This window comes from Microcoleus sp. AT8-B5 (assembly GCF_036705565.1).
Lineage (GTDB): Bacteria > Cyanobacteriota > Cyanobacteriia > Cyanobacteriales > Microcoleaceae > Microcoleus.
The window spans coordinates 57,800-80,993 of sequence record NZ_JAUBUY010000029.1; the positions used below are offsets into that span (position 1 = coordinate 57,800).

The following is a 23,194-nucleotide window of genomic DNA, read 5'->3' on the forward strand; positions in this document are numbered from 1 at the left end:
GACTAATGGCTAATGACTACTGACTACTGACTAAAATTCTTTGAGCGGGGAAACTAGAGAACTAGCTAAACTCACGGCCTCTGAGAGAAGTTCTGGGACGGCTTCGAGCTGAGGTAGCCGAGATGTTTGAACTCCGGCTCCTGGCTGCGCGACTGCCACCGGAACGGCATAAGCTCGATCGGTCTGCATTGTTTCTAACTGTTCTAAAATTGGCGATAGCAAAACCCTGGCATAGCTGCCGTAAGCTACACCTGCAATGTATGGGACAGGGGGAACTGACAAATTTTTCCCGGCATCCTTCATCAGTCCCTCGGCTCTCAGCTTGCTGACAGTGTGAGCATTAGTGCCGCCTGCAAGTTGCACGTATCCCGGCAACTGGGCAGCCAAAACTTTTTGACCGAGTTTGACTGCTGCTCTAGTAGTTCCTGTTCCGATATCTCCGCTCATTGGCCTACCGTCCGTTTGCCAAATTAGGGGACAAGGAAGGGGGGAAATTATTTGATAGAGTGTCCGCAAATAATCAATCAAACCGTCTCCATCGGGGCAACTAATTGCTATTACCTTGAGTTGAGCGACCCAGGGAGCTATGCTCGACCAAAGTCGCGCAAAATCTGCCTCTCTGCCTACTTGCGTGTGGATTTCTAGGGCGTCCGCACCGGATTGCAAGATTAAAGGTGCGATCGCGGCGGAAGCAGACACGTAAGAACGAGTATAAATCAGTTGGCTCGGACAAATCGGCAGACAGCGACCGCAGCCATAGCATTGCTGGTCTATCACCCCGGAAAAACCACTGCCAGCACTCTGAAAAACTATTGCTTCGGCTGGACATATTTTTTCGCACGGCCGCCAGCAGTCCGCCGGACAATCGGCTGGGTTGAATTCGGCTTTGCGAAAATGCGGGTCTTCCCCATCGTTTAAACTCACCATCAGCAACGGCAACCCTTTGCCGCCAAACCTGCGGTTTTGAGTTCTTGCCTGTAATTCGCTGGCCACTTGTAGGGCTTCTTTCGCTGCGGCGACGGCGGCGGGATCTGCCGCGACATCGATACAGTCAGCGCCTGCTAAGGTGTAAGCCAAGGTGAGATTCCGTACAGCAGGCAGGTGTTGAAAGCTCGCCCCACAGATCAGCTTGAACCAATGGCCATCTTTTAATGAGTTTAGGGGATGATAATGTTCTGTCACCCTTATATGCTAATCCTTTGAGCTGAAAATTACTATGTGGAAATTTCTACTTAATTTGAAAATTTAGGCGGTTACAAGCTGGAAACGCTACTGATAGCAGTAGCTCTGGTGCTGTTGGCCCTATATGTAGAGTTCTGAGGTAAGTATTTTTGAGAAATCTAATTTTTTTGATAGTGCCTAACGATGAGGCGATTTTCCACTTTGGCGATCGGCTGTAATTACGCACAGACTCTCTACTATATCATACTAGGGTCGATTTGGCAAAAAAGTAGGCGAGAGATTTTTTTTGAAGTGGTCGTGCAGTGGCAGTTGCCATAAAGTTCGATCGAGCATTGAAACCCAGCGACGAAACGCAGATGAACATTCTACTCCCTAACTTGAAGCTACATTCATCTGCGTTAATCAGCGATTCAACGAGCTCTACTACTTGCTCAGCCGCTTGTAAACCGTAGCCAAAGCATGGCTATCCCCCACATTTCCCGGAAACAAAACAACTGGTAAATTGGGAAACAGAGGATGATTAGCCTCGGTTTTCACCACCGAACAACCTGCGATAATTTGACCGATTTGCCTGACACTTTTCAGCGACAAACCTGTACTCAAAACATCATTAGAAGTAATGCCGCCCTTGCTAATCAAAAACCCGATATCGGCAGGCAGTCCCCGCACGATATCCATCAATAAAGCAGAAACCGCCTCTCCAAATTTTAACCGGACTTCGGTATTTTCAAATTCGAGTTCCTTGCGGCTGGTATAAATTACAGGCGTTTTGCCATCGGCATGAGAAGTGCGGGCTTTTTCGAGAATTTCATCGAGCAGTTGGGTGCGATACTCTGGTGAATCTTCTAACAAGTGAGATACATCTATTTCAATGCTAACTATATTGGGTTCTTTTAACAAGCGCTCCAATTGTTCAGTAGTTTTCTTAACGTGGGAACCAACTATGACTGCACCGGGTTTGCCATCCCTCACGTATTTTGCCATTTCGTCGGCTGCTACTGGCTGCGGGCCGAGGTCAGCTAAGGATGTTAAAATACTTGCTGCACTGCGGAATAAAAACTTTTTGCCTTGACTGACTGCATGGAGAATGTGTTTGGCAAATGTGTCTAAATCGCCTTGGCTTTGGCCGTCAACAACTGCACATTGGTTGTCTGTCATGTCCATCAGTCGATCTAAACTTCCGTAGCGAATGTCTCCGAGTAAAATGCGATCGACTGCATCAGCGGGGATGCGACCTTTGGTTTTTTCTTCTACATAGTCTGGCAGGTAACTGTGACTGTACCCGAAGACTGAATCTTTGGCAAATTCGGTTTCGTGTACTGGTGTCGGGACGCTGTTAACTATTAGGTAGTGTACGCTGTGGCGGGTAATTCTGCCTCCTTCAAAAAAGGCGGGAATTAGAAAATGGGCGTCGAAGGGGCCGAGTTCTTCGGCGATCGCGTCGGTTTCGATGGGATAGTGACCGCGCAGGGTAGAATCGGAACGACTAACTATTAGGAAGTCTTCGATTTTTTCGCTGGCGATCGCCTTTTTTAAATTTTGGCACACTTCGCGGGTGACGGAGGCTGCTTTTTCGGGAGTTAGCGATCGAGTATTTGTCAGTATGAAGAAAATCGGGCACTTGTCCCGCAGCCCCAAACGCAGGGTGTCTTCGTCCCAACGTGTCAGCAGCAAGCAACTGTGCACGGTTTGAGAACCTGTCGGATCGTCGTCGAGAACTATAATCTTGGGTTTGGCAGAAGACATACTGACCTGGTTGTTAACGTCACCTTTCCAAGATATCCTTACCTGTTACGTAACAGGAAAAAATTTACAATAATTATGATATTTTTTTAACTATTCTCCTCATTCATAATTTTAAAAATGTCTTTGAGTTCGAGTGGAACAGGCATCCTGCCTGTTGCGGTTCAGTAAGCTGTATATTGCTAATGGGTAAGAGGCGCCCTCCGCCGTGTACGCTACTAACTTCTGCCATTTTTTTAATTAGCAGCCTTTCGATCTTGCAACTTTTTCATTTCTGCTTGAACCCCCACGGCTATCTGCAAAGCTTCGTTTAGCAATCGCCCTTGTTCTGTGGCTCGATCGCTAATTTGCAGGGAATTCAAACTTTTCAAATTATTGGTAAACAATTCGGAGTTAGTAGCGACAAATTTTTTGTTTTCCCTGAGAATTCTTTCGGTTTTCAAAGCTCGAACTAAATCCTCTCTGATTAGCTGCAAGGCTGCAATAACTTTTGCTCGATCGCCGATTTTGACTGCCGCATTGCCGGCATCTTCTATCCTATCGTTAATTTCTATCGCTTCGATTATACCATTATAGCGATCGACATCATCAAAAAGATTAATTAAATGTTGGTTTTGCCGACTGCACCAAATTTTCCAGGCATCCTCCAAGATTAAACCGACGATCGCAGCGAAGTGGAGGGCGAACCACAACAAATAAGCTCTAGGAAATATCGCAACTAGCAGCCAACAACTGATTAGAACCAAAACTATTAAACCGGCTGTTTTCAAAGCTTCGCGGGCAAACTTAGTCGCTGTCGGCGGGCGGTATACGCGATCGGGCCCCGCGCCGGTGAGGTGCTTGAGTTCACCAACAGTAATTTCTAATCCCTGAATGTCAGCTCGCATAAATCTTCACAAATATTTCTTAATTATAAAGTTTTGTAGTAGAACAAGGGGCTCGTCTACAATAAACCTAACACTTTTTTCAACCAAAACTGCACTATGTCCGCACGTCCTATATACCTCGACAACCACGCCACAACCCCCGTAGACCAACGGGTACTTGAGGCGATGCTGCCGTATTTTACCGAACAGTTCGGCAACGCAGCCAGCATCAGCCACGTCTACGGCTGGGAAGCAGAAGCAGCGGTTAAACAGTCACGACAAATTTTAGCAGAAGCGATCAATGCTTCCCCCGAAGAAATTGTTTTTACCAGCGGTGCAACCGAAGCAAATAACTTAGCGATCAAAGGTATCGCCGAAGCTTATTTCAGCAAAGGAAAGCACATTATCACAGTAAAAACCGAACATAATGCTATTCTCGACCCCTGTACCTATTTGCAAAAATTGGGGTTTGACATTACTGTTTTACCAGTGAAAAGCGACGGGCTGATTGATATAGGCGATTTGATCAAAGCGATTCGGGCAGAGACAATTTTGGTTTCAGTGATGACGGCAAATAATGAGATTGGCGTCATTCAGCCGATCGCAGAAATTGCTGCAATTTGTCGGGGAAATGACATTCTTTTTCACACAGATGCGGCACAGGCGATCGGCAAAATTCCCCTGGATGTAGAGGAGATGAATATCGATCTAATGTCCTTGACAGCCCACAAAATCTACGGGCCAAAAGGCATCGGTGCTCTCTACGTGCGTCGCAACAAACCGAGAGTGCAGCTAGCGCCGCAAATGCACGGAGGAGGTCATGAACGGGGAATGCGATCGGGAACTCTCTACCCACCGCAAATAGTTGGGTTTGCCAAAGCAGTAGAATTGGCAATTGCGGAAATGCCATCGGAAACAGAACGAGTGGTTAATTTGCGGCAGCGTTTGTGGGAAAATTTGAGTGAATTAGGCGATGTTGTTCTCAACGGTCACGCTACGAAGAGATTGCCGGGGAATCTCAATATTAGTGTAGGTGGCGTTGACGGTCAAGCGTTGATGTTGGGTTTGCAATCGGCGGCTGCGGTTTCTTCGGGCTCTGCTTGCACTTCGGCGAAAATATCGCCATCTCATGTTTTAGCAGCGATCGGGCGATCGGACAAATTAGCTTATGCTTCAATTCGGTTTGGTATTGGCCGGTTCAATACCGAAGCAGAAATAGATGCAGTTTCCCAACACGCGATCGCAACTATTCAATCTCTCCGACAAGCTCAAAAAGTGATGAGTTAGAAAGTATTGGTGTCAACTTAAGCCTAAAACCCACTATCTCTCTCATTTTTATCAAAGTCTCGATCCCCCTAAATTCCCCTTAATAAGTGCGACTATGAAGATACTCTTGTCCCCCCCTTTATTAAGGGGGGCTAGGGGGGATCGGAAAGATGAAAAAAAGTCATTTAGTTACTTAGAACCAAATACCTCGCGCACCCGATAAATCGGTTTTCCCTGCGACTCGTGATAAGTCCGCATCATCACTTCCGCCAGCAAACCAAAACAAAATAACTGCACGCCAGTTAACAGCAAAACCACAGCCAAAATCAGCAAAGGACGATTGCCAATACTTTGACCGAGGCCAAATTTCACGAAAGTCAAATATATTCCTAAAACCGTTCCCAACGTCATAGAACCCAATCCCAAAAGTCCAAAAACGTGCATTGGTCGAGTCAGGAACTTTTTCATAAAAGAAATAGTTAACAAATCCATCAACACCCGAAAAGTTCGCCAAATTCCGTACTTACTTTGACCGAAACGGCGGGCGTGGTGTCGCACCGGCAGTTCTGCAATTCTCGCCCCTTCAATAAACGCCAACGCTGGCAAAAAGCGGTGCAATTCCCCGTAGAGATTCAAGTCTGCTACCAACTCGGATTTATAAGCTTTCAAAGAACAGCCGTAGTCGTGCAAAGTTACGCCTGTAACGCGACCAATTAACCAGTTAGCAATTTTAGAAGGAATCAACCGGCTAATAGTATTGTCTTGCCTATTTTTGCGCCAGCCACTGACTAAATCGTAGCCTTCATCTAACTTTTCCAACAATAGCGGAATATCAGCCGGGTCATTTTGCAAATCGCCGTCTAGGGTAACAATAGCACGACCGCGAGCGCGATCGAAACCTGCCGACATGGCAGCAGTTTGCCCGTAATTGCGGCGCAAAATTACAGCACAAAGGTCATCGCGAGTGCTGGCTAACTGCTGGAGAAGTTGAGCAGAACCGTCCTTAGAACCGTCATCTACACAAATAATTTGATAGCTGAGTCCAGATGGTTGGATAGAAGAGGCGATCGCCTCAATCAAATGAGGCAAACTTTCCACCTCATTATACACCGGCACCACCACTGAAACGTCGAGAACAACCTCCGCGCCAGCCTGCTGTGCAGCCAATTTTTCCAAAAATAATGCAGCGTCCATTTTTTTATTCGATAATATTAACAGTCAACCGTCAACAGTCAACCGTCAACAACTAACTAGGTTGATAACTTGCCACAACTTTACCATATCCCCGCAATTGCTGGTAATAAGCTTGACTGACTCGATCGCCATCATCCCACAAAACATCGATACCGATACCATTGCGACCTTGTGCTTGTCCCGAACTGTGAATGTAGCGATTATCTCCGAGATATAATCCTACATGAGTTGCTTTTTCTGGCGTACCAAAAAATACTAAATCCCCCGGTTCTAAAGCACTGATACTAATCGGTTTAGTAAAAGCTTCCTGCTGATAAGCATCCCTCGGCAACCAGATGCCCGCAGCCACAAAAGCAGCTTGCATCAAGCCGGAACAATCATAATTTGGCCCGACTGTACCGCCCCAAAGATAATAATTGGATTGGTGCATAGCCTCGCGAGCGAAAGTAATTACAATTGGTAATTTTTCCTTGATTTCTGCCTCAGAAACCACCAGAGGATGATACACTGTTTCTGCCACATCGAGCAACTCGACATCTCGAAGATCCAGCCATCCCGGATAATCATCTTCGCACAGTCGCACCATCACAGCCGTTGTATCCCCCTCAACAACCGAGTCTATGGCATTTCTCCCCCCCTTGATAAGGGGGGGCTGGGGGGGGTCAACAACTCGCAAATGCCGCCCCAGCGCTGCTTGAGTTGCCAATCGATCGCACTTTGGGGAATCGTAAATATTTATGTGCGATCGGGCCCGGTACTCCACAACATCAGATAATTGATAATTGGCCATTGCTAATTGCTCATTGTTTGCTGTTAATTGTTCGCATTTATTGTTCGCATTTAACGATAGATTGCCATTAGTTAGCCGTTAACCGTTAACCGTCAGCCATTAACCATGACATTTTTTCACAAAGACGAACAATTAGAAACCCTCGGCAGTAGCATTATAGACGCAGCCAAAGCAGAATTTACAGGATTAAGCGGCGATCGTACAGCCATTACCTGGATAGTCTACGATCCCCCGGTGCGAGTCAATACAGGCGGCGCCCTGAGTCCAGAAGAATTTTGGAAGTATCAACCGCGAGGTTTTAGCGCCAGAGGTTCCGAACGAATTTATCCAGCCAGCATCGTCAAATTATTCTACCTCGTTGCCATCTGGGAATGGGCGCAAAAAGGCATGATTCAAACATCGCCAGAATTAGAACGCGCCGTCCGAGATATGATAGTTGATTCCAGCAACGACGCCACAAGTTTAGTAGTAGACGCCCTCACCGGCACCACCAGTGGCCCAGAATTATCACCAGGCCCCTTTGAAACTTGGAAACAGCAGCGAAACCTCGTCAACCGTTACTTTCAATCATTGGATTGGCCGGAATTACAAAATATTAACGTCAATCAGAAAACCTGGTGTGACGGCCCCTACGGTCGCGAGCGAGCTTGTCTAGGAGAATTAATGGAACATAGAAATATGCTGACCACAAATGCAGCGGCGCGTTTGCTGCACAGTATAATCGGCGGCGTAGCTGTTTCTGCCCAAGCATCGCAAGAAATGATGGGTTTAATGAAACGCAGTTTAGACCCAGTAGAATTAGAGGCAGATCCTGAAAATCAAGTAACGGGTTTTTTAGGTGGCGGATTGCCAGAATCAGCAAAATTGTGGTCAAAAGCCGGACTGACAAGTCAAGTTCGTCACGATGCTGCTTATATTGAAATAGAGGGCTTACGGCCGTATTTGTTGGTTGTATTTACCGAGGGGAAAGAGAATAGCAAGAATGAAGAAATTTTGCCATTTATCTCGCGGCAAGTTGTCGAAGCGATGAAAGTGCTTAATTAGATTTAGTAGTTGATTATTGCGGCTAGACTAGACTTGAACTGCAAAAATAATTGGGACGGGCTAGAAGCCCATCCCACAAAATTTTCTTGTGGGATGGGCTTCTAGCCCGTCCAAAAATTTGATTAAAAGGAACTTTTTCCTAGAAGCTCTAAAACGGAGAGGGAGGGATTTGAACCCTCGAAGGATGTTAACACCCTTAACAGATTAGCAATCTGCCGCTTTCGACCACTCAGCCACCTCTCCAAGATGACAGTAACTAACTATAGCACACACATCTTATTCTTGCCAACCCCTAATTTAAAAATTCCTCAATCCCTTACTCTGTATACTTTTCGCGACCTCAACCTCCAGCCTCTTCCCCAAAGCCCCTAGCCTTCAAGTGTTTTTCCCAACTAAAATTGGAACTCAAAAAGAACCTCTTAGTATACAAATACCCCAAGCGGTACAGGTGAGCCTTGCGATCGCCATCGAGATTAAAGTCCGTCGTCGTCACCCCAGCGTCAGTCACATCAATATTAATCACCCTGCCCTTATCCATTTCTCGCTGGTGATAGCGGTCTCTTGCTTTCATCATCGTTCGGAACATCGCCGCCAGCATCGACAGCGGAGTATCAATCTTAACTTTAGTCTCAATTCCGGTATCGACTAATCGAAACCCAAAGGTAAACCAGCGCGGCATAGCAGGAGTCGCACCGACGGATTGTTTGTCATAAATCCACAGGGGGAAATTGCTCAAAATTCCGCCATCTACAATTAAGTCATCGCCGAGTTTTCCCGGTTCAAAAAATAGCGGAATACTCATCGACAACCGAACGGCTTCAGCAACGCTAAAATCTTCAGCCCTTTTGAGTCGCAACTGCTCATACAAAGGATCGGAATCGGTAGATTCGCGTCGGTGTAAGTCGTCGGGCAGCACCAACATTTCACCGCGACTGAGGTTGGATACTACTACTTTTAATTCCCGCTCTTTTACGATTTGTTTGACATCGGCAAAAGTGTGCAATTTACCTCGACCGAGCATTGCTTCCAGCCACTGCCGGAACGGTTGCGCCGAATATTCTCCCATCTGACGGCTAACTGTTAAGAAAAGTAGAGTCCAAGCAGGAGATTGCAAGTCGTCGGCGGGGTCGCCGTTTAAAATTAGAGGACTGTTTTTTTGAGTTAAAAATATGCTGTAATCGAGCTGTCCTAAAATTTCCTCTAAATCATCTATTGACAAGTCGGTTGCCAATACTGCGGCAGTAATTGCACCTGCCGAAGTGCCGGCCAATTTTCGCCACTGGATGCCCAAATCGCTACAGCACCTGAGTGCTCCTAAAAACGCAACTCCGCGCACGCCGCCGCCTTCAAAAACGCCGTCGGCATAGATTTGACCGTTGTCGTCGGGAGGCGGAAATTTGCTAAGAATTGTTTGTTTTTCGGTTGCGGTGATTCTGACACCGGGTTCTTGCAAAATTTGCTGCGGATACCACTTGCTCATGGGAAATACCTCGGATAAATGTTGGGTTTTAGATTTTAGATTTATATCTATTGTTCTTGATTTTTGTCGGCATCCATTGCCTCTTTGACGTATTGTTGAACTTGCGATCGCACTTGTTCGTAGGCCACCGACGCGCACCAAGGTCGGAGAGATAAAATAGTTGTATCGGGAGTAATCTCGACCACCAAACAAGTCGGGGGCGGATTCTCCAACACCAGCGGGTGAGAGTGGGCAATTTCTAATAACTCAGCTACAGTTGGACGAATTGGCCGATCGCCAATATCAATCTTCAAGTCTACTCGCCTCGTTCCCATTGCCGTTGTATTTTTCAGTGTACCGTTAAACAACTGATTGTTCGGGACAATAATTTTTATGCGATCGTCTGTCACCACCGTTGTTGAAAAAATCCCGATGCTGTCCACCACTCCCTTAACATCCCCAGCTTCAATCCCATCCCCGACTTCAAAGGGCCGCAAACTAATCAACATTACCCCAGCAGCAAAGTGGGACAGAGTATTTTGCCACGCCAAACCAATGGCCAAACCCGCTGCACCCACCACCGCAACCACACTGGTAGTTTGAATTCCCAACTGACTCAAAGCGGCGACTACTCCCACTACCAAAATCGTAATCTCAGCAGCTTGAACTAAGAATTTCCGCAGCGTGGCTTCGGTGCGACTCAGTGCTCGGCGAGTCACGCGGCCCGCAAAGTTGATAGCAAATCGCGTAATTAACAAAATGCCGATCGCCCACAGCAGTTGAGGTACAATTTTAAACCCCAATTCCACGAATCTTTTCGAGAATTCTTGGGCTACTTCCAAGGCTTGTGTTCTTTCTGCATTTAGCTGAGAATAGAAGGTTTGGGCTATTGGTAAAAACGTCTGAATAACTGTCATGTTAATTGGGAATTGGGAATTAGAAATTGAGAATTGCAGTCTCAGTCTTCTGCATAAGTCGGAGAGTCCGACAGGGGTTGAAAACCCCTGTCTCATAGCGGAAGTCCTCTAGAAGAGGACTAAAGTCGATAATTTTATCCTTCAAACTCTTGAGTCGGTTTCAACCGACTTTTGCTATGAGGCAGGGGTTTAAACCCCTGCCGGACTGTCGATAATTTTATCCTTCAAACTCTTGAGTCGGTTTCAACCGACTTTTGCTATGAGGCAGGGGTTTAAACCCCTGCCGGACTATTGTTAATAGTGTACCGCTACGCGGGGCAATCGGTGTTTAAAACCGCAGAGAATTTCCCACGAAATAGTTCCTAAAGTCGCGGCCCAATCGTCAGCACTAATGTGATATTCCCCATCTTTGCCCAAAATAGTCACCACTTCACCGACTTCTAAATCGGGAATATCAGTTACATCCAGCATTAACTGATCCATCGTCACCGCGCCCACTTGCCGCACGAACTGACCCCTGACTAAAACCTGCATTTTATTAGAAAGATTGCGGGGAATACCATCTGCATAGCCGATACCAATTACGGCAATCTGTGTCTGCCGCTCAGCTATAAATTGATAGCCGTAACTGACGCCGGTTCCTGCTTCAATTGTTTTCACCTGCGTTACTCTAGCTTTTACCTGCATTGCGGGCTTCAAATTGGATCTCGACTGCAAGTGAGGAGCTGGATAAAGACCGTAGGTAGCTAAACCGACTCGCACTAAATCGTAGTGCAAATCCGGGTCAGCGAGGGCGGCAGCAGAGTTTGCCAAGTGGAGGCGAGGGGGGTTAATTCCTGCTATTTTAATTTGCTCGATCGCCTGTTGAAACCGCTGGTGTTGCTCTATCATAACTGCGGGGTCGGGACTGTCTGCAGTCGCCAAGTGAGAGTAAATACTGGCTAATTTTAAATTGGGCAACCGCTTGACTAATTGCACAAATTCTGTTGCTTCTTGCCAGGACGTACCCAAGCGAGACATTCCCGTATCTAACTTAGCGTGAACTGGCAAAGATTGGTTAATGCCTGCGAGAACTTCCGAAAAAATTAAGGCTTGTTTGGCAGTACAAATAGTGGGCTGCAAGTGCCAATGGGCGATCGCCTTTACCTGTGGGGCTGTATGGGTTGCCCCCAACAACAAAATCGGCGCTTCTATCCCAGCTTCTCGCAATTCTATTCCTTCGGGAATTGTCGCCACTCCCAGCCAACTAGCACCTGCTTGCAATGCTGTTTGACTGACTGCAACAGCACCATGCCCGTAGGCATCCGCTTTCACAACTGCCATCAGTTGTGTGTGAGGAGATAAGAGCTTTTTAAGCTGTTTTACATTGTGAGTTAAAGCTGCTAAATCGATTTCTACCCAAGCCCGCTGGCATAGTCCCCCGTAACCGTCCCCCAGCAACGTCTGGCGGGATTCTTTTGTCGTTGATTCTGCGGTTGTTTGTTCCCCACTCCACATTGTCGATCGCTCCTACTTGCTTACACCATTAAAAACTGCTCTCAAAACTGCTAGGATATTTTACCCTAAGTTTGATTATAAGATTTTTCCTTTAATCAATGTTATACAAGTTTGAAAAAAGAATGCAACGGTCGGCAAGCTGCAAACCCATATTCCATAAGTCATTCCCCATCTAAAATCTAAAATCTAAAATCTAAAATCTAAAATGGTATTAACTGGTGTATCATAGCACCAAAAATACCCGGTAAAAACTATGGACGGACTAGCCTACCTACATTTAGCTAAAACTTGGGAAACGGCTGCGAGTCAAACTCGATCGACCACCTCAAAAATGCACCTAAAGTTAGCCTCTACTCCTTTACTTTTCTTTACGATCGCTCTCACAATTTTAAATTTAGTCAATCCCGCACTCGCCATCAAAAAAGGTGATTCAGGCCCCCAAGTAGCCCAACTTCAGAAAACTCTACAAAACGCAGGCTATTTTCGCGGTAAGGCTACAGGATTTTACGGTGCTCTCACCCAGGCTGCTGTGAAAAAGTTTCAAGCAGAGAACAACCTGAAAGTTGACGGAATTGTCGGCCCTAAAACCTTGTCAGCGCTGAAAGGTAAGCCGGAAGAGGGGAGTATTGAAGCTGCGGAAAAAATCGCGCCAAATGTCGATAAATCTTCGCCATCTCCTAGCGCCACAGAAAACACAAACGAACTCGAAACTCAAACTAAAACTCAGTCCCAAGAACCCTCCTTGCCACCATTTAAAACAGAAACTTCCGAAGATATAAAAAGTGAATCACCACCCACAAGGCGAGTAAATCCTCCCGACAACATTCAAGGAAAAATGACCTTGAAAAAAACAATTTATGGCAACATCTCGCCCAAATCAATAGTTTATTCGGGAGATGGCTTGTTTTTTGCTCAAAACATGATGTACCGCCACACAATCACAGTTTATGACAGGAACTTTAATTTAGTCAAAACTATTCCCGATACCGTAGACTTGTCGAAGTTCGGCTTTTCTAAATTCAAAGGCAATTATAAAGGTTCTCCCGTAGAAGCTGCTTTTTCAACCGATGGCAAATATGCCTACGTCTCCAACTACAAAATGTACGGTTCGGGGTTTAGCAATCCGGGAACCGACAGGTGCTCTCCAGCCGCAAAACACGACCAAAGTTTTCTGTACCGCATCAATACCAAAACGTTAAAAATAGAAAAGGTAATTCCTGTAGGTGCAGTGCCGAAATTCAATGCTGTTTCGCCTGACAATCGCTTCGCCCTCGCTAGCAATTGGTGCAGTTGGGATTTGAGCATAGTTGATATCAATAAAAACATCGAAATCGAGCGGGTAAAACTGGGTGCCTATCCTCGCGGTATTGTTGTTACTCCCGACTCAAAAAATGCCTATGTTGCCATCATGGGTTCTTCCAATATTGCGAAAGTCAATCTCATAGACTTTTCGGTAGAATGGCTGATAAATATTGGCAATGCGCCGCGTCATTTGACGATCGATCCCAACGGAAAGTATCTTTATGCCACTTTAAATGGTGAAGGAAATGTGGCCAAAATTGACCTACAAACTGGTAAAGTGGTGGACAAAGTTTCGACAGGAAGAGCACCTCGCAGCATGACAATTTCCGATCAGGGAAAACTGCTTTATGTGGTGAACTATTTCTCGAATACTGTTAGCAAAGTTAGGACTAGCGATATGAAAGTGCTGCAAACAGTGAAGGTTAATTCAAGCCCAATCGGCATTACCTACGATCCAGAAACTAATCAGGTTTGGGTAGCTTGCTATTCAGGCAGTATTATGGTGTTTCAAGATTAATTTAACTTGTTTCTATGTTCACTCAAGCGTGGACTAAGAAAGAAGGACTAAAGTCCTTACTACAAACTGGTTCGGAGTGAGAACTTTAGTCCTCAAAATTAAGGCGGTAGCAAACGTAATGATGCCTTTGCAACCGAATTTCATATCAATTACAAAGCTTTTAGATTAATTTTGTGCAAACTTATAAAAAGACAATCGATATCTTTACTACGAGGTACTAACTTATCTTTTCCAGTTAAGAGATGTTGTGTGATTAGTGGTGGAATGGGAAAGCAAGCTTTAATTTTAGTATCTTTAGCTTCAGGGCAATAAATTTCAAAATCATCTCGATTACTTACTTGTTCTTTCAATCGATCGATTATGGTGGTGTTTTGGTTATAGTTACATAAATCAATAATTATTATTACACCACCTACAGGTATTTCATTAAGCAAAAAATTGAGATTTGTTTGAACTGTAGATATATTATAAATTTCATTTAGACAATTTTGAAAAATGAACATTTGGCTTTTTTGAATTGTTGTTTTGATTGAGTAAAGAGAATTAGATTCGCATAAATCTAGGTAATTACTATTTAGCTTTAAATCTCCGGACCAGTATTCCGGTATCACAAATTTTTCGGTAATATTTCTGCTTAAAGTCCATTCCTCAGAAGCAATATCATATACATTAACAGTTAATCTTTTAATGTTTTGATACTTATCTGATAAGTATTTACTTAAGCCTACGATTTCTGGACATGGCCCTGCACCAAATAAGCATACTTCTAGCGTTTCGTTTGTTAGATTTTTCAATAAATTTTGAGCGTGTATCATTTCTAATATTTGAAAATTCATGTACGCATAATGGGGATAATAACGCATCAAATAAACTGCTTGAATTGACGGCTCCGAATAATTTACTTTAACCTGATTCGATCTATAAGAATACCACAATGCTTCTGCGGGTTTTTGTAATGATTGTAAATAGTTTTCAAAGGTTCCCTGGTGGTTTTTGTGATAAAAGTATGTCGAATTTTCTAATCCATCTAAAATGCAATTGTACAATATTGTCTTTGTTGTCTTTTTGATTGGTTTTGCTACTTCAGTTTTAACAGGAATTTTAGGTTTAATTTTTATGTCTTGATTTTTATGCTTAGCAATTACATTGTGCAGACTTTTTCGCTGTAGATTGAGAGATTTAACTTCTTCTTTAAGCCGCTCGACTTCAATCGCAATTGAGTTGTATTCTGCTTCAATCGTGGCTTTTGATTTAGTGTTGCTATCAATTGCCTGTACAAGTTTTATTCTTTTATTTTTCAGGCTTAAAATCTGATTTTCAATGCTTTTTAAATTTTCGGCATGGCTGCGGATATTTTCAAGTTCTCGGTCAGATTTTTTGCTTAAAACGAAGGCACTACTAAGGGTGCTAATTGTCGCTATACCACCTATGACAGCACTTTTATGAAGATTTTTTTCTACTGCTATACCCAAACAAAAAGCAATACTAAAGCTTAAGGTTCCTAATAAAAGTAGATTTTTCATAACTCAATTAACCCTGATTTGATAGCAGCGCTGAAATTTTATTTTCTTTATTTTAAACGGGTTTGATGATTCTAAAAGTTAGATTTATTCTTGGTTCCACAAATTTAGAAGTTTTAGGAATTTGATGTTGCCAGCAATGCTGGGTTTCACCTTTCATCAACAGCAAACTACCATTGAGCAAATTTATATCAATTTTGTAGTCTTTTGAAATTTTATGCTTTAAGGAAAATCGGCGAGTTGCCCCAAAGCTAATTGAGGCTATAATCGGATTTTTTCCTAATTCTGGCTCGTCATCGCTATGCCAGGAAACGCTATCTTTACCATCACGATATAGATTGAGAAGCACGCTATTAAAAGTAACTTTTGATATCTCTTCAGCTTTTGATTTAATTAATTTGAGTGTGGGAGTCCAAGGATCGGGATGCTGTTCGATGCCGGAATATGTATATGATTTGCCTTCATCTCCATACCAACCTGTAAGTCTGGGTAAAGGTATCTTTTTTCCATAAAAATGAATAATATCCTGTTTCCAGTTAATACTAGAATATAAATCTGAAAAAAGACGATCGCTTTCTTCGATGCTAAAAAAATTGGGATAGAAGAGCACTTCTCCATCAGTATCAATAACTACTGTTTCTTGAATATCGCTGCTATCGAGCTGATTATCCCCAAGTCTTATCTGATGATACATAATAATTGCCTCAAATCGAATCAATGAGTGTGGAATGATGATTTGACATGATTCCTGTGATTTTAACATCGATCTCAACTGCCCGCAAACCCAAGAAACCGGGTTTTTGGCTGATTCTGTCAGCTATGAGGAAGTATTGTCGCAAAAAACCCGGTTTCTGACGGCTCGCAAGCCCAAGAAACCGGGTTTTTGGCTGATTCTGTCAGCTATGAGGAAGTATTGTCGCAAAAAACCCGGTTTCTGACTACCCGCAAGCCCAAGTCAGACTCATAGAAAAAAGAAGGGCTTCATTCCTCTAATTAAAGCCGCACAACATACTCAGAAGCCTTTGCAGGTACTTGGCCTTTTTTTGCCATAGCTTGGTAAATCATGGCTGCTACTTCAGCGCGAGTTGCTGTTCTATTAGGCTGCAAAAGTGCGCGCTTCGGGTGGTTGACAACAATGCCAGCTTCTGTGGCTGATGCTACTTTGTTAACTGCCCATTTCGGCACTTTTTTCCTGTCTGTATAAACTTGTAAAGTTTTGGTTGTTTTTGTTGATGGTTTCAGGCTCAAACCGCTGGCTAAAGCTGCGATGACTTCGACACGGGGAATATTTTTGTCGGGACGGAACTCATTGTTTGGGTATCCTTTAAGATATCCAGTTGTGACGGTGTGGTCGATCGCCGGAGCTACAGGACTTTTGTCTTTTACGTCTTTAAAATCAATCGGTTTTCGGATCGGCTTTTTGTCGTCGGACATTCGCTGAATTAAGCGCGCTAGTTCGGCTCGCGTCATCGGTTCGTCGGGACGAAATTTGCTGTCGGTGAAATCAGTAAAGATTTTGCGATCGACTAAAGCGACAATGAACGGACGCGCCCAATATTTGTCGGGAACATCGGATAATATAACAGGCCCAACTTTGGGTTTATCGGCTTTGGGTTTATCGGCTTTGGGTTTATCGGCTTTCGGTTTGGTAATTGCTGGATCGGGAGTCGATCGCGCAATTGGCTTCGGAGGAACAACGATTACACCCACCGGAGGAGTTGCCGGTAAAATCGGCCCTAAAGGTGCCACAGGTGCGACATCTGGTTTTGACGGAAGGGGGGTTGTCGCGGGCGATCGCAAATCCGAACTTGGCGATTCTGGCGTTAATATTCCCGGAGTCGCGGGAGTAACAGCAGGCTGAGAGAAAACGGCTGGAAATTGCCAATTTCTGGCATTCAATCGATCGGGATTTTTACCTGTTACCCAAAATAAAATTGCTCCCATTGTGCCGAAGGCAACCAAGATAGCAATCAATTCATCCAATCCTAGAGGATTTCTTTCCCCTGACGGGGGTTGTGAAGAAGACATATTGTCACCTACATACTAATGTAGAAATTAAATCACATATTTTTTGGGTCTGGGGGAAACAGAGAAGGCTAAATCAACTATTCCAAAGTTCTCACTGTCAATACTTGCGGCGGCGTGGAATCGGGAGGATAAATAAAATCAACTTTTACTGATCGCGTTTCTGTCGCAGCTAACCTCAACTTTACCATCGGTTCCACAACTTGACCGAAACGGTGCCACAAATGCACGTAGCGAGTTACATCGTAACCTCCATCATCTCGGTAGCGCAGCCGCACAGTACCTCGAAAATAGGGAAAATCTAGGGGAGGTTGGCGAAATCGCAATCCATTTTTTGAGAGTCGATCTTCTTTTAAAGGCGTTTCCAAACTCACCGCTACCGTTTGCGGTTTTTGGGCAGTGTTATGCAGCGGCACAATCAGATTGTAGTGTACGCCGTAATTGCCGTGGGCTTCGTAAGCGGTGTCGGGATAGCGCGCCAGCATTTTTCCGGCTTGCACTTGTTGGGTTCCCAAAGTGCCCCCGCGCAAGGTAGAGATCCCATAGGATATCGCTTTTCCAGTCTGGGGAATTGCCAGATTTTTAGCATCGCGATCGACTAATTCCGCTTCCCATCCCGAACCTTGCTGCACCCCTGCTACGCGGCCGTAAATCAGGCTTCCCGAAGTCGCGTCGGGGGGAGTCGGGGTTTTGTCGCGGGGGCCTGCCAAACCGCCATTATTCAGCAATTGCTGCCATTCTTCCAGAGTTGGCGCGCGCTCGCCCCCATCAGCATTTTGAGGTGCATACATTGCCAAAGTAGCGGCATAAACCTTGCCGCTACTTTTGAGCTGCACAAAGGTAGAACGACCATTTATCGGCTTTTCCAGACCCCGCACGGGAATAGGGCGATTCATCAACAATGCGGTTTCTCCCGGTGCAATCAGCAGTTTTTCGGGAAAATCCGGCTGCCGCATTCCCCGCAAAACGTTATCGACAGCGCGAATCCCAGGGCCGGAATATACTTCGCCGTTGGGAGTCTCACTTAGTGCTGGTTTTTGTTTGAACGGTGCGTCTGGTTCCATCAGGTAACTGGCTGCCTGTAACACTTCCACCGTCACGGGTTCGGAGCTGGGATTGTAGAGCAAAGCGCCGATATACAAAGTTCTCAAATTCAGCGGAGTGTGAGAAAAGTGGTGAGCAAACAGGTTGAATTGCCCTTGAAAGGCGAAGTTAAGGTGAGCCGCGGGGACTTTTTTGCCGTCTGGGGGAAACGTGGAGAGCAAAATGCCTTCTTTTTTGACCCATTCGGGACTGTTGCTGTTGAAGAGGGGGATGCTGTCGAGTTTTCCGGGGAGCGATCGCACTTCGGCATCTAGTACAATTTCCTCTGGTGCTGGTTTTGCGGGAATAGATTGTACGGGTTTTTTGACGTACAACAATCCGCCGACTGCACAAAGGACGATCGTAGAAATGCCAGCAATTCGAGAAAAGAGATTTGGCTTCTGAATCATGAAAGTTAACTGTCAGCCCAATCTCTGTACATCTTCCACCGACAGCGACAGCGCCTGAGCCACTTGCTCTACAGTTAAACCCATTGCCAACAGTTGGGGAATAGCATCCCGTTGGGTTTGTTCTGCGCGATCGGCCCTTTGGCGTTCCTGTTCGGTATGGAGGCGTTCGAGTCTAGCTTGTTCGCTACCAGTTAACAACAAATTCCCCTGATTATCCCACCAACGCAACCATCGCTGATGCTGATTTTGATAGCTACCTTCCCACACACCTAACTCTACTCCCATCATGTCGATCGGATAATGCCCGCGATCGTTCGGTTGCAAACGGCGATAACGAGTATTCACCCAGTTATAGACTTCCAATTCGCTCGTTTTAATGATGTATATCGCATAGTAAGGAATGTGAATAATCTGCTCGTATACCCAAAACTTTCCGGGTTTCTGGTTGACACCTTCTGGTAAGCGAGATAAGGGAGTATTGTTTCGTTCTTCACAGCCATTACCACTAGCAAATTCGATCGCAATTAATGGCACAATATACTCGCGCCAAATCACGTAAGAGCGGCGAATTTCCCCATCTATTAGGGGCGGGACGTTGGGAACGTAGAACCAGTCAGGCGCTTCGGCTCCCTTTTCTGGAGGATCGGTTTCGCGCCAGTAAATGCCGCTATCTTGCCCGATCGCATATTGTCCGTCGGGGTGAAGGGTTTGCAGTGTAGTTTCCAGGGAGTCGGTGAGTAGAATACTCTGGGGATGTTCTTGGAAGTTTTTCACAAACGTGCCGTCGGAGTCAGGTAGTTGGGTGTGATCGGGAAAGGCGGGAGGTAAGGTTGTGGGGTTGAGGCTTTGGGTCATGTCAGCTATCCGATCGTGAAAGGACAGATGCTTTATTTAAGTATAGCCATTTTATATGGAAAGGCTTTAAACTGTTTAATACGCTCTCTGTCTATCGTTTAACTAGAGGTGTGACCATGCCGTTAATTGCCAAAATCGCAAGCACTAACGAACGAGTAGACATTACAAAATTGAAAAATCCTCGTGCTGAACTGCAAGCAGGTGACTTAGTATGTCAGCTTTGTGGTAGTCCGATGATTATTAAGCAAGGGATGATCAAAAAACCTCATTTTGCCCACAAAGCAGAATGCACAAGCGATTACCAAAGCCATCCAGAAAGTCCTGAACATCTTGCAGGGAAAGAGTTGATAGCAAAAACTCTCAAGACAGAACTGCCAGAGTACAGCCTTGCCGAAATAGAATATGAGTTTCCTATTCCTGAAGTAAGGCGGATTGCTGATGTTGTAGCAAAGTTTCCTAACGGGTGGATAGTCGCTCACGAGTGCCAACTAGCTTCAATAACAGTTGAAGAACTTGAAAAACGAACAGAGGATTACTTATATGCAGGAGTTGACGTTATTTGGTGGCTTGGCAAAGCTGCAAATACCAAATCCAATCTCGATTGGTCTCACTCAAAGTTTGGATTTGCCCTCGTACTCAATTACGACCAATTGTCCGCCCACGCTCAAGGAAGTCAAGATGGAGTTAAAGTGGGTTTACTCTAGGTTAAGTGAAGGTTATTGGTATGACAATCAAAAAAATGAACGCTCTGGCAAAATGCTTGATCTCTTCGATCTCTTTATGACTAACTTAGAATTAGAAAAACGGCTAAATGAAAGAAAACCTACTGCAAAAGTTATTGAGACGCTATATATTTTTCGCTGCCTTTACATTCAAAATAATGAATGGCAGAGATTTGACCTAACTATTGAGCAGTCTGGACTGGCGATTTTAGATAAGATTATCAACTCTTGTTTCGATCGTTTTGGAAGCTCTGTCAAGAAGTTTGAACTGGGTATTCAATATTATTATGAATTTGATTGTGGTTTGGCTTCTGGTAAATCTCCTTGGCTGCACTACACTACGGATTTGATGCTTAAGCGATGTTTAGAGATTTGGCCAAAAATTAAACCCGATCAAATTAAGCGAGGGTTAGCGCTGCAAAAGCGCGGTGAACCGTCCGTAAATGGTCATATTGGATCGCTCAATGCGAAGAAAGCTATAAAAAAAGAAAAAGAAGAAAAAAAAGAGGGGTATGGGGCTGATGAATATTGGGTGGTGGAAAATCCAGAAGCACTGAAACCCTGGCGTGGTGAACTTCTACCTAAAAGTGGTATCGAGGCTGCAAAAAGAAGGGCGCATGAGTGGCAGTTGAAACGTACAGGCACATCTCATAAATAATAGCGATATCTCTTACTTTGCATCCTTTGCGGTTGAAATTTTTCAAAGAGATCGTCCGATTTTATCATCAGGAATTGAGGGCAAATGATTTACAGCCCTGGCCTAAATTGCTGACGATAAATCCAGAGTGGAATCCTCGAATTAGCAATGATCGAAGGCCAGGATACATTTGGCCTGAGTTTGAAACATGATATTCTTAACGCCTTCTGCCGCCAAAAGAACGACTGCGACTCGGTTGACGAGAATTCCTGCCACTACCAAAACTCGGACTCCGCCTTTGCTGGGGGGAATTTGAGTTGGGCGATCGCCTCAAAGTGCTGCCACCGTAGCCCGAACCGGTCGATCGATTGCCATTTGGACGTACTGAGGGTCTTACTGGCTGGTTGTAGGTGGGCGATCGCAAGCGGCCGGTCGTCCTTAAAACTTGACGGTTTCTCACAGCCGGAGGCGGAGTTCGATACCGAGTTTGATATTGCTGAACAGCTTGGTTGTAAGTATTACCATACCCGCCATATCCTGTCATAATCCCCGGCTGATAGACTGGCGGCATATAATATCGCGGTCTAAATAACAAACTGCCGATCGCCTGACCGGCCACAGCTCCAGCAAACGGTGCCCAGAAGCCAGATTGCTGCCGCACTACTACGGTTTGTGGCTGACCTGTTTGAGGATTAGGAACAGTTTGGGTAACGTTGTGAACGTACTCAATTTTAAAATCTTCTGTCAAATGCAAAACCGCTTGATTGTTCTCCACATTTAGATAACTTTTCTTGCCTGCCGATATTTCTTCATTTGTTAAGCGAGCCATTTGCAAATCCCTAGTGCGGTAAACTGGGGGACTGCCGGGGGGAGTATTCAGCAACATCAAACTGTATTCGCCATCAGCATCGTTGTAGGTAACTTGCTGTACGGGATATTGGCCTTGAGCCAAGTTATTGTTTGGTGCAGGGCGCACAGTGTTAATATTCGGATTTCCCGCAGGATTTGGATAAGTTTGTGTGCGCGGAGAACCGCAGCCGGTTGCCGTCCACAAGAAAGTTAAAGCCATTAAATAAATTGTCAGTTTTCGCAGCATCATAAATAGTAATTGGGAATTGGGCATTGGGCATCGGGCATCGCGCATTGGTAGCAAATAACCCTTCGACTCCGCTCTGGGCACCGCAAATAACTAATAACTAATAACTAATAACTAATTACTCCTTCCTTAAATGGGAATAAGTTCGGGGAAATTGACCAACACTTGGTCGTTGGTAAGTTCGTCTCCCAACTGTGCGGGAGAAAAGTGAACTTGCACAGCTCGGAGCCTTTCTTGGTAATGTAAATTAATCAGTGCTTTTAAACCGACTTTCAGCGCGCTGATGTCCGCAAGGTCAGTTTCTAGGGCCGGAACTTCGCCTTCATAGGCAACTGTCAGCATCACCACCACATTTCTAGTTACCGGCAAAGACAAGGGGGAATTTTTATCGTAAACAGATGTACTGTATTGAGGCTCGCTGAGATAGCGATCGGCTGAATCAATGAAAAGTTCATCCACATAATCGCCGGCTTCGCCTTCATTCCAAAAAACATCGCCTTCATTGGCGGCTGCTTGCCAGTAGTTGTCGTACTGCAACAGGTGATTGCAAATTTCTACAAGACCTTCTCCTAAAACTGCTATGTCGCCATCGGCATCAATTGCTTGTCTGGCGGTGCGGTTGAGAACTCCTAACAGCGGTGCAACATCTTCGCCTGTTAGGTGAACGAACACCCGGCAAACTGCCAATCGAGTTTTACCTGTAAATTGATTGAATCGATCGCGCCAAGCATTCATAACCTAATAGTTGTAATCTGTAGGGCTATATTTCCTACCATAGCAGGGGATTTGAACTCTTGCCGTCTACCCTCAGATTGATCTGAAGAGTATTTTTAGCGATCGCCTCGGCAGCGTACTGTCTCGCTTTGACTCATCTAATTTTATAGCAGTTTTCAATCGGATCAAATACAGTTCAAATACAGTAGGAAAACCGCACAGCCTTGTCCTGACCGGGAGCAGCGACTTTTAATAATTGCTATGAGATTGATGATGGTAGGTAAGGATTCAGGTCAAAAAAACTTCAGTGTCAAAAGCTGGTAAAATAAACGAATGAAAAAGCCCGCAGCCACCA

At 45.0% G+C, this 23,194-nt stretch carries 20 protein-coding genes and 1 tRNA gene; 5 read left to right on the forward strand and 16 right to left on the reverse strand.

Features of this window, described 5'->3' with window-relative positions:
• Nucleotides 1–30: 30 nt before the first annotated feature.
• The 3 genes from ldpA to QUB39_RS19510 form a co-directional block, all read right to left on the reverse strand.
• Complete coding sequence (gene ldpA / locus QUB39_RS19500) at nucleotides 31–1,182, reverse strand: circadian clock protein LdpA (protein ID WP_333056413.1); 1,152 nt, start codon at nucleotides 1,180–1,182, stop codon at nucleotides 31–33.
• A 423-nt stretch (nucleotides 1,183–1,605) separates the two neighbouring features.
• Entirely contained in the window at nucleotides 1,606–2,928 is a 1,323-nt protein-coding gene (locus QUB39_RS19505; protein WP_333056414.1) for a four-carbon acid sugar kinase family protein, read from the reverse strand.
• Between the two features lie 233 nt (nucleotides 2,929–3,161).
• Nucleotides 3,162–3,812, reverse strand: a complete 651-nt coding sequence (locus QUB39_RS19510; protein ID WP_333207806.1) for a hypothetical protein — start codon at nucleotides 3,810–3,812, stop codon at nucleotides 3,162–3,164.
• Nucleotides 3,813–3,908: 96 nt separating this feature from the next.
• Here QUB39_RS19510 and QUB39_RS19515 point away from each other — a divergent pair, with 96 nt between their 5' ends.
• On the forward strand, nucleotides 3,909–5,078 hold the full coding sequence (locus tag QUB39_RS19515; RefSeq protein WP_333056416.1) for an IscS subfamily cysteine desulfurase: 1,170 nt from the start codon (nucleotides 3,909–3,911) through the stop codon (nucleotides 5,076–5,078).
• 168 nt (nucleotides 5,079–5,246) lie between these two features.
• Here QUB39_RS19515 and QUB39_RS19520 read toward each other — a convergent pair whose 3' ends face one another.
• Nucleotides 5,247–6,251: a glycosyltransferase family 2 protein gene (locus tag QUB39_RS19520; RefSeq protein ID WP_333207805.1), complete on the reverse strand. Its 1,005-nt coding sequence runs from the start codon at nucleotides 6,249–6,251 to the stop codon at nucleotides 5,247–5,249.
• Between the two features lie 52 nt (nucleotides 6,252–6,303).
• On the reverse strand, nucleotides 6,304–7,041 hold the full coding sequence (locus QUB39_RS19525; protein ID WP_333207804.1) for a C40 family peptidase: 738 nt from the start codon (nucleotides 7,039–7,041) through the stop codon (nucleotides 6,304–6,306).
• A 105-nt stretch (nucleotides 7,042–7,146) separates the two neighbouring features.
• Between QUB39_RS19525 and QUB39_RS19530 the strand changes: the two genes are divergently transcribed.
• Nucleotides 7,147–8,085, forward strand: coding sequence for a serine hydrolase (locus QUB39_RS19530; protein ID WP_333207803.1), 939 nt, complete (start codon nucleotides 7,147–7,149; stop codon nucleotides 8,083–8,085).
• A gap of 154 nt (nucleotides 8,086–8,239) precedes the next feature.
• Here the strand turns inward: QUB39_RS19530 and QUB39_RS19535 are convergent.
• From QUB39_RS19535 to alr, 4 genes are all read right to left on the reverse strand, one after another.
• Nucleotides 8,240–8,328: transfer RNA gene (locus QUB39_RS19535), tRNA-Ser, on the reverse strand.
• Nucleotides 8,329–8,425: 97 nt separating this feature from the next.
• On the reverse strand, nucleotides 8,426–9,565 hold the full coding sequence (locus QUB39_RS19540; protein WP_333056420.1) for a patatin-like phospholipase family protein: 1,140 nt from the start codon (nucleotides 9,563–9,565) through the stop codon (nucleotides 8,426–8,428).
• 47 nt (nucleotides 9,566–9,612) lie between these two features.
• Nucleotides 9,613–10,461 (reverse strand): mechanosensitive ion channel family protein, encoded by an 849-nt coding sequence (locus QUB39_RS19545; RefSeq protein ID WP_333058160.1) that lies wholly within the window; start codon nucleotides 10,459–10,461, stop codon nucleotides 9,613–9,615.
• Between the two features lie 294 nt (nucleotides 10,462–10,755).
• Nucleotides 10,756–11,958, reverse strand: a complete 1,203-nt coding sequence (alr, locus tag QUB39_RS19550; RefSeq protein WP_333058159.1) for an alanine racemase — start codon at nucleotides 11,956–11,958, stop codon at nucleotides 10,756–10,758.
• Between the two features lie 253 nt (nucleotides 11,959–12,211).
• Here alr and QUB39_RS19555 point away from each other — a divergent pair, with 253 nt between their 5' ends.
• A complete protein-coding gene (locus QUB39_RS19555) occupies nucleotides 12,212–13,777 on the forward strand; it encodes a peptidoglycan-binding protein (protein ID WP_333207802.1) in 1,566 nt (521 codons plus the stop codon).
• A gap of 149 nt (nucleotides 13,778–13,926) precedes the next feature.
• Here QUB39_RS19555 and QUB39_RS19560 read toward each other — a convergent pair whose 3' ends face one another.
• From QUB39_RS19560 to QUB39_RS19580, 5 genes are all read right to left on the reverse strand, one after another.
• Nucleotides 13,927–15,300: a hypothetical protein gene (locus QUB39_RS19560; RefSeq protein WP_333207801.1), complete on the reverse strand. Its 1,374-nt coding sequence runs from the start codon at nucleotides 15,298–15,300 to the stop codon at nucleotides 13,927–13,929.
• 52 nt (nucleotides 15,301–15,352) lie between these two features.
• Nucleotides 15,353–16,060: an alpha-ketoglutarate-dependent dioxygenase AlkB gene (locus tag QUB39_RS19565; RefSeq protein ID WP_333233773.1), complete on the reverse strand. Its 708-nt coding sequence runs from the start codon at nucleotides 16,058–16,060 to the stop codon at nucleotides 15,353–15,355.
• 230 nt (nucleotides 16,061–16,290) lie between these two features.
• On the reverse strand, nucleotides 16,291–17,325 hold the full coding sequence (locus QUB39_RS19570) for an S-layer homology domain-containing protein (protein ID WP_333058155.1): 1,035 nt from the start codon (nucleotides 17,323–17,325) through the stop codon (nucleotides 16,291–16,293).
• A 77-nt stretch (nucleotides 17,326–17,402) separates the two neighbouring features.
• Nucleotides 17,403–18,815, reverse strand: a complete 1,413-nt coding sequence (locus QUB39_RS19575; RefSeq protein ID WP_333058154.1) for a DUF3370 domain-containing protein — start codon at nucleotides 18,813–18,815, stop codon at nucleotides 17,403–17,405.
• Nucleotides 18,816–18,827: 12 nt separating this feature from the next.
• Nucleotides 18,828–19,670 (reverse strand): Uma2 family endonuclease, encoded by an 843-nt coding sequence (locus tag QUB39_RS19580; protein WP_333058153.1) that lies wholly within the window; start codon nucleotides 19,668–19,670, stop codon nucleotides 18,828–18,830.
• 116 nt (nucleotides 19,671–19,786) lie between these two features.
• Between QUB39_RS19580 and QUB39_RS19585 the strand changes: the two genes are divergently transcribed.
• Complete coding sequence (locus QUB39_RS19585) at nucleotides 19,787–20,374, forward strand: competence protein CoiA family protein (protein WP_333058152.1); 588 nt, start codon at nucleotides 19,787–19,789, stop codon at nucleotides 20,372–20,374.
• Nucleotides 20,349–21,050: a hypothetical protein gene (locus QUB39_RS19590; RefSeq protein ID WP_333058151.1), complete on the forward strand. Its 702-nt coding sequence runs from the start codon at nucleotides 20,349–20,351 to the stop codon at nucleotides 21,048–21,050. Before QUB39_RS19585 ends, QUB39_RS19590 begins: the two co-directional genes overlap by 26 nt.
• A gap of 196 nt (nucleotides 21,051–21,246) precedes the next feature.
• Here the strand turns inward: QUB39_RS19590 and QUB39_RS19595 are convergent, their stop codons facing one another.
• Together QUB39_RS19595 and QUB39_RS19600 are read right to left on the reverse strand one after the other, a co-directional pair.
• Nucleotides 21,247–22,128 carry a hypothetical protein gene (locus tag QUB39_RS19595; RefSeq protein ID WP_333207799.1) on the reverse strand — a complete coding sequence of 294 codons (882 nt, stop codon included), beginning with the start codon at nucleotides 22,126–22,128 and terminating at the stop codon, nucleotides 21,247–21,249.
• 126 nt (nucleotides 22,129–22,254) lie between these two features.
• On the reverse strand, nucleotides 22,255–22,860 hold the full coding sequence (locus tag QUB39_RS19600) for a DUF1517 domain-containing protein (protein WP_333058150.1): 606 nt from the start codon (nucleotides 22,858–22,860) through the stop codon (nucleotides 22,255–22,257).
• Nucleotides 22,861–23,194: the final 334 nt, after the last annotated feature.

Excerpts from the sequence above, each read along its gene's own strand:
- QUB39_RS19530 (WP_333207803.1), top strand. The coding sequence starts at position 7,147 with ATGACATTTTTTCACAAAGACGAACAATTAGAAACCCTCGGCAGTAGC.
- QUB39_RS19555 (WP_333207802.1), top strand. The coding sequence starts at position 12,212 with ATGGACGGACTAGCCTACCTACATTTAGCTAAAACTTGGGAAACGGCT.
- QUB39_RS19570 (WP_333058155.1), bottom strand. The coding sequence starts at position 17,325 with ATGTCTTCTTCACAACCCCCGTCAGGGGAAAGAAATCCTCTAGGATTG.
- QUB39_RS19560 (WP_333207801.1), bottom strand. The coding sequence starts at position 15,300 with ATGAAAAATCTACTTTTATTAGGAACCTTAAGCTTTAGTATTGCTTTT.
- QUB39_RS19595 (WP_333207799.1), bottom strand. The coding sequence starts at position 22,128 with ATGATGCTGCGAAAACTGACAATTTATTTAATGGCTTTAACTTTCTTG.
- QUB39_RS19545 (WP_333058160.1), bottom strand. The coding sequence starts at position 10,461 with ATGACAGTTATTCAGACGTTTTTACCAATAGCCCAAACCTTCTATTCT.
- QUB39_RS19580 (WP_333058153.1), bottom strand. The coding sequence starts at position 19,670 with ATGACCCAAAGCCTCAACCCCACAACCTTACCTCCCGCCTTTCCCGAT.
- QUB39_RS19585 (WP_333058152.1), top strand. The coding sequence starts at position 19,787 with ATGCCGTTAATTGCCAAAATCGCAAGCACTAACGAACGAGTAGACATT.
- QUB39_RS19600 (WP_333058150.1), bottom strand. The coding sequence starts at position 22,860 with ATGAATGCTTGGCGCGATCGATTCAATCAATTTACAGGTAAAACTCGA.
- QUB39_RS19525 (WP_333207804.1), bottom strand. The coding sequence starts at position 7,041 with ATGGCCAATTATCAATTATCTGATGTTGTGGAGTACCGGGCCCGATCG.
- QUB39_RS19510 (WP_333207806.1), bottom strand. The coding sequence starts at position 3,812 with ATGCGAGCTGACATTCAGGGATTAGAAATTACTGTTGGTGAACTCAAG.
- QUB39_RS19565 (WP_333233773.1), bottom strand. The coding sequence starts at position 16,060 with ATGTTAAAATCACAGGAATCATGTCAAATCATCATTCCACACTCATTG.
- alr (WP_333058159.1), bottom strand. The coding sequence starts at position 11,958 with ATGTGGAGTGGGGAACAAACAACCGCAGAATCAACGACAAAAGAATCC.
- QUB39_RS19515 (WP_333056416.1), top strand. The coding sequence starts at position 3,909 with ATGTCCGCACGTCCTATATACCTCGACAACCACGCCACAACCCCCGTA.
- QUB39_RS19520 (WP_333207805.1), bottom strand. The coding sequence starts at position 6,251 with ATGGACGCTGCATTATTTTTGGAAAAATTGGCTGCACAGCAGGCTGGC.
- QUB39_RS19575 (WP_333058154.1), bottom strand. The coding sequence starts at position 18,815 with ATGATTCAGAAGCCAAATCTCTTTTCTCGAATTGCTGGCATTTCTACG.
- QUB39_RS19540 (WP_333056420.1), bottom strand. The coding sequence starts at position 9,565 with ATGAGCAAGTGGTATCCGCAGCAAATTTTGCAAGAACCCGGTGTCAGA.
- QUB39_RS19590 (WP_333058151.1), top strand. The coding sequence starts at position 20,349 with ATGGAGTTAAAGTGGGTTTACTCTAGGTTAAGTGAAGGTTATTGGTAT.
- QUB39_RS19505 (WP_333056414.1), bottom strand. The coding sequence starts at position 2,928 with ATGTCTTCTGCCAAACCCAAGATTATAGTTCTCGACGACGATCCGACA.